Source organism: Burkholderia sp. Se-20378 (assembly GCF_017104665.1).
Taxonomy (GTDB): domain Bacteria; phylum Pseudomonadota; class Gammaproteobacteria; order Burkholderiales; family Burkholderiaceae; genus Burkholderia; species Burkholderia lata.
The window spans coordinates 1-4,947 of sequence record NZ_JAAGPG010000591.1; the positions used below are offsets into that span (position 1 = coordinate 1).

At 68.7% G+C, this 4,947-nt stretch carries 6 protein-coding genes; 3 read left to right on the forward strand and 3 right to left on the reverse strand.

Features of this window, described 5'->3' with window-relative positions:
- Both G3N93_RS34315 and G3N93_RS34320 read right to left on the reverse strand, forming a co-directional pair.
- On the reverse strand, window positions 1-1,939 hold a 1,939-nt coding region (locus G3N93_RS34315), incomplete at its 3' end, for an FUSC family protein (RefSeq protein ID WP_206134960.1).
- A complete protein-coding gene (locus G3N93_RS34320) occupies window positions 1,936-2,415 on the reverse strand; it encodes a MarR family winged helix-turn-helix transcriptional regulator (RefSeq protein ID WP_206134961.1) in 480 nt (159 codons plus the stop codon). The genes G3N93_RS34320 and G3N93_RS34315, both read right to left, overlap by 4 nt.
- A 307-nt stretch (window positions 2,416-2,722) precedes the next feature.
- Here G3N93_RS34320 and G3N93_RS34325 point away from each other — a divergent pair, with 307 nt between their 5' ends.
- From G3N93_RS34325 to G3N93_RS34335, 3 genes are all read left to right on the forward strand, one after another.
- Window positions 2,723-3,583 carry a MaoC family dehydratase N-terminal domain-containing protein gene (locus tag G3N93_RS34325; protein WP_174943315.1) on the forward strand — a complete coding sequence of 287 codons (861 nt, stop codon included), beginning with the start codon at window positions 2,723-2,725 and terminating at the stop codon, window positions 3,581-3,583.
- A gap of 211 nt (window positions 3,584-3,794) precedes the next feature.
- Window positions 3,795-4,082, forward strand: coding sequence for a DUF1330 domain-containing protein (locus G3N93_RS34330; protein ID WP_174943312.1), 288 nt, complete (start codon window positions 3,795-3,797; stop codon window positions 4,080-4,082).
- 29 nt (window positions 4,083-4,111) lie between these two features.
- Window positions 4,112-4,573 carry a hypothetical protein gene (locus tag G3N93_RS34335; RefSeq protein WP_174987942.1) on the forward strand — a complete coding sequence of 154 codons (462 nt, stop codon included), beginning with the start codon at window positions 4,112-4,114 and terminating at the stop codon, window positions 4,571-4,573.
- A gap of 144 nt (window positions 4,574-4,717) precedes the next feature.
- Here G3N93_RS34335 and G3N93_RS34340 read toward each other — a convergent pair.
- The coding region (locus tag G3N93_RS34340; RefSeq protein WP_206134962.1) for a DAK2 domain-containing protein at window positions 4,718-4,947 on the reverse strand (230 nt) is incomplete at its 5' end.

The following is a 4,947-nucleotide window of genomic DNA, read 5'->3' on the forward strand; positions in this document are numbered from 1 at the left end:
TCGCGTCGTCGATCGTCGCGAGCAGCGCGGGCGGCGCCGGCTGGCGCGCGTTTGCGGCGGCGCAGCGTTCGTAGTGGTCGGTCACGCCGGCCAGCACGCGGTCGATCGCATCGGGCACGTCGCCCGACAGCCGGCGGCGCGAGCGGCGCAGGTCGAGCGCATTCAGTGCGATACGCAGGTCGCGGAAGCTTTCGATCGACGGGTGGCGATGATCGTCGGACGCGCCGAGGCGCGGCAGCAGTTGCGTGACGCGATCGAGCATTCTCGAAGCGTGGTTGCGCTGGTCGTCGAGCGGCTGCGTCGACGCGGAGCGCGCGACATCTTCCCAGCCCGAGCGCAGCAGGCGCCGCACCGCGAGTTCCGCGCCGAACGGCCGCGTCGCACGCGTCCACACATAAGCGAACAGCAGCCCGGCGACACCCGCGAGGTTACTGTTCAGGAACACGAAGAAATCGGCGTCGTACGCACCCTGGATACTGATGAAGGTGGCCGTGTTCACGGCGACGAGCATCGTCACCATGTTGAACTGCGGGCGCGGCAGCAGCGTGCCGATCAGGATGAACGGGCCCGCGAACATCACGACGAGCATCGCGAAATCGTGCACGTGCGGCAGCACGACGAACAGGTACAGGCCGGCGAACACGACACTGGCAGTCGTCGCGAGGAAGAACTTGAACACCAGCGGCGCCGGCTCGTCGAGCGCGGCGAAGAAGCTGCACGACACGGCCACGAGCGTGACAGCGCCGGCGCCGTCGTGCCAGCCGGACGCGATCCACATCCAGCTCGCGAACACGATCGCGGCGACGACGGTCAGCGTCGAGAACAGCATCATCCCGCGATCGAAGAAGCGTTCGGTGCCGCCGAGCCGCCAGTGCCGGTAGCGCGGCTGCCAGACGCCGGCTTCGTTGCCGATCAGCGCGCGCAGCGAGCGGCAGTCCTGCCAGATGTCGATGACCTGGCGCAGCCGCCACAGCGCATTCGACAGCAGCGCGCCGTCCCAGCTCGCGAGCGCATCGTCGGCGGGCTGCAGCGCGGCGATGCGTTCGCGCAGGCGTTGCGCGACCGGGTCGTCGGTCATGTCGCCGTCGGTGCCGGCCTTGACGGCCGGCAGCGGTGCGTTGAACCATTTCGCGGCATCGGCCAGCAGCTCGTCGAGCCCGGCCGGGCGGATGTGCAGGTCGCGCATCAGCGCGATCAACGGATCGGCGAGCGACGACATCAGCGGCAGGAACAGCTGCATCCGGCCCGCGAGCGCCTGCGCGCGGGCGAGGATGCGCGGGTGCGCATGGTCGTAGCTCAGCTGGCTCAGCAGGAATTCGAGGCCGGTGATGGTCGCCGCGAGGCGTTGCCGGCACGCGGACAGCGCCTTGCCGGCGATGTGCCCGGACAGCGTCTCGCGGCCGTAGAACGCGGCGTCCTTGAACCACGCGTCGGTGCGCTCGATCAGCGTCGGCGCGAGCCGGTTCGGGAAGATCGCGCTGCCGACCACGCTCGCGCATACGATGCCGAGCACGATCTCCTCGGTCCGTGCGATCGCGACGTCGAACACGGTGGACGGATCGGTCACGGTCGGTAATGCGACCAGCGGCATCGTGTAGCCGGCGAGCATGAACACGTAGCTGCGCGCGGTGCGGTCGGAGATCGCGAGGTAGAGCAGCGTGCCGCACCAGGTGGCGACGATGATCGCGAACAGCAGCGGCGTCTCGACGAACGGCGGCACGAAGAAGATCGCGGCGGCCGCGCCGAGCGCGGTGCCGAGCGCGCGATACAGCGCCTTCGAGCGCGTCGCGCCGACGAACGGGTTCGACACGATGTAGACGCTCGCCATTGCCCAGTACGGGCGCGGCAACTGGAAATACAGGCCGAGATACAGCGCCAGCATCGACGCGGCGAACGTCTTGCCCGAGAACAGCCAGTCGCGAAGGCTCGGATAGGTCATGACGTGGCGTTGCCGGTGTGGGATGCGCGCACGGCGGGCGTGTGCGACTCGGATGCATTGAATGCATCGAGCACGCGCAGCGTCGCTTCGAGATCGGCGCGCGTGACCCCCTTGAGCACCTGCGCGCGCAGCACGCGCAGGTCTTCCTCCATCTTCGCGGTGACCGCGCGGCCCGCGGCCGTCAGCGAGATCGTTTTCGCGCGGCGGTCGTGCGGATCCTCGTCGCGGCGCGCGAGGCCGGCCGCGCACAGCTGGTCGAGCAGGCGCACGAGCGATGGCCCTTCGATGCCGACGTATTCGGCGAGCGTGCCCTGCCGCACGCCTTCGCCGAGGCGCCCGGCGATCAGCAGCGGCGTCGCGCAGGCCTCGGACACGTTGTACGCGGTCAGCACGCCGTCACTGGTGCGGCGCCACTTGCGCGCGGACAGCACGAGAAGGCTGCTGACGGCGAGACGGAGGTCGTGCAGATTGGTCATGGGCGAGATGATAGGGGCAAATTAATTCGATAGCAAACTATCGTTTTTGTCACCCTGATGACACGTCGCACGCGGTTCGGCCGGCCCGTTTGAAGCAATTTAGGCGGCGTGCCGGCGATGGTCAAGCTGTAAGGTTGTCGCTGCGGGAGCGTGCGGCGGCCGCGATCGAATGGTCAGACGAAAGTCGTCCGGCAGGGCCGCTCGGAGGTCAGGCAGGTTCGAACGCGGGGTTCGGGAAATCCGGCTTCGCGAAACGGCGCAGTGCGTGCATATTGGGGCCGTTGCAAGCCTCCCGGAGATTCCGCACGTGTCCACTTCATCCTCGCAGCCCCCTGGCCAGGCGTCGCTCGACGCGTGGCTCGGCAAGACCGAAACGCTCGGTGACGACATCACCGCGTTCCCGCTGAACGCGCTGGCCGCCACGCTCGACCGCCCGTCGCCTGGCGACGTCGTGCCGCCGATGTGGCACTGGCTCTATTTCCTGCCCGTCGCGCCGCTGGCCGAAGTCGGCCCCGATGGCCACCCGAAGCGCGGCGGCTTCCTGCCGCCCGTGCCGCTGCCGCGCCGCATGTGGGCCGGCGGCCGCCTGACGTTCCATGCGCCGCTCCGAACGGGGCGGCGCGCGACGCGCGAATCCACGATCGAGAACATCGAGGACAAGACGGGTCGCAGCGGCCGGCTCGTATTCGTGACGGTGCAGCACCGGATCGAATGCGACGGCGCGTTGTGCGTCGAGGAAGAGCACGACATCGTCTATCGCGACGCGCCGCAGCCGGGCGCACCCGCGCCGAAGCCGATCGCGGCGCCGGCAGGCGAGACGTGGTCGCGCACGGTCACGGCCGATGCCGTGATGCTGTTCCGCTATTCGGCGCTGACCTTCAACGGTCACCGCATCCACTACGACCGCAGCTACGTCACGCAGGAGGAAGGTTATCCGGGGCTCGTCGTGCACGGCCCGCTGATCGCGACGCTGCTCGTTGATCTCGTGCACCGCGAACGGCCCGACGCGACGCTCGCGAGTTTCGCGTTCCGCGCGGTGCGCCCGACGTTCGACGGGGCGCCGTTCACGCTGTGCGGCAAGCCGTCGGACGACGGCAAGACGATCGAGCTGTGGGCGAAGGATCGCGACGGCTGGCTGACGATGCAGGCCACCGCGACCCTGGCGTAACGGGCGCCGTTTCGTTCATTCGCGACGCGGCAAGATCCGTATGCGGTGATCGTCGTTGCACGCCGCAAGCCGGCCGGGCTGGCACTCGGCCAGCCCCGACGTTCGTCGGCAAACCCCTGTAAGCTGCTGGCAGGTCGCGTGCCGTTCGCCGGACCAGGCGATGCGCGGCCGGCCCTTCCACCTTCCACGCCTCGCATCAGGAGCACGCATCTTGGCCACCTATATTGTGTTTACACGTGAAAGCATGCAGGACCCGCAGGAATTCGACCTCTACCAGAGCAAGGTCGGCGCGACGCTCGCCGGGCATCCGGTGAAGGTGCTCGCGGCTTACGGGCCGCAGGAAACGCTGGAGGGTGAAGGCCCGGAAGGCGTCGTGATCGTCGAATTCCCGTCGAAGGAAGCCGCGCACGCGTGGTATCACGGCCCCGAATACCAGACCGTCGCCCAGCACCGGTTCAAGGGCGCGCGCTATCGCGCCGTGCTGGTCGAAGGCGTCTGAACGACCCGCATCGGACGCCCGGCCCGCCGATGAATGCATCGATCCCCGCCACTGCGCCCGTTCGCCCGCCGATGGGGCGCGCCACCACCGTGCTGCTCGCGATCAGCGTGCTGTTCTATCTGGTCGCCATGTTTACCGCGCCGTTCCGCACCGGCGCGCCCGCGCCGCATCCGTGGGCCGACGGCTGGCAGGTGCTGCTGACGGGCTGGATGGGCGTGCTCGGCGGCATCTATGCGTGGCTCGCGAATCCGCTCGTGTTCGCCGCCTGGCTGCTGACGGTGAAGCGCTACCGCGCGCAGGCGGTCGTGCTGGCCGTACTGGCCTTGCTGTTCGGGATGAGCTTCCTGTCGCAGCACCAGATCGCCGTCAACGAAGCGGGGGACGTCGAGCCCGTGCATCTCGACGCGATCGGCTACTGGTGCTGGCTCGCGAGTTTCGCCGCTGCGTCGGTCGGCGCGGCGTTGTTGCCCGGGCGGACGAAGACGCGCTGATTGATTGCGGACGCTCAATGTGGATGTCGGCGGAGATGAAGCCGCGCGGCATCGCAACGATCCGCGGCATCGGCACGTGACGCGAAAGGGCGTCTTGCGTGCCGATGCATGGAAGGCGCGATGTCGATGGCGCGCCTTCCACCTTCACCCGATGTGTGCCTGCAATGCACGCAGCCAATACGACACCGCCACCGCGCCGCCGTCCGGCGTGCCGATCGCACGTTCGCCGAGATAGCTCGCGCGCCCGGCGCGCGGCGTCATGCGTGCGGTTTCCTGCGCACCGTGCTCGGCGGCTTCGACCGCGGCCGCCCATGCGCTCGCGGGATCGCGGTCGTTGTCGAGCGCACGCTCGAATGCCGCGACGGCCGGTACCA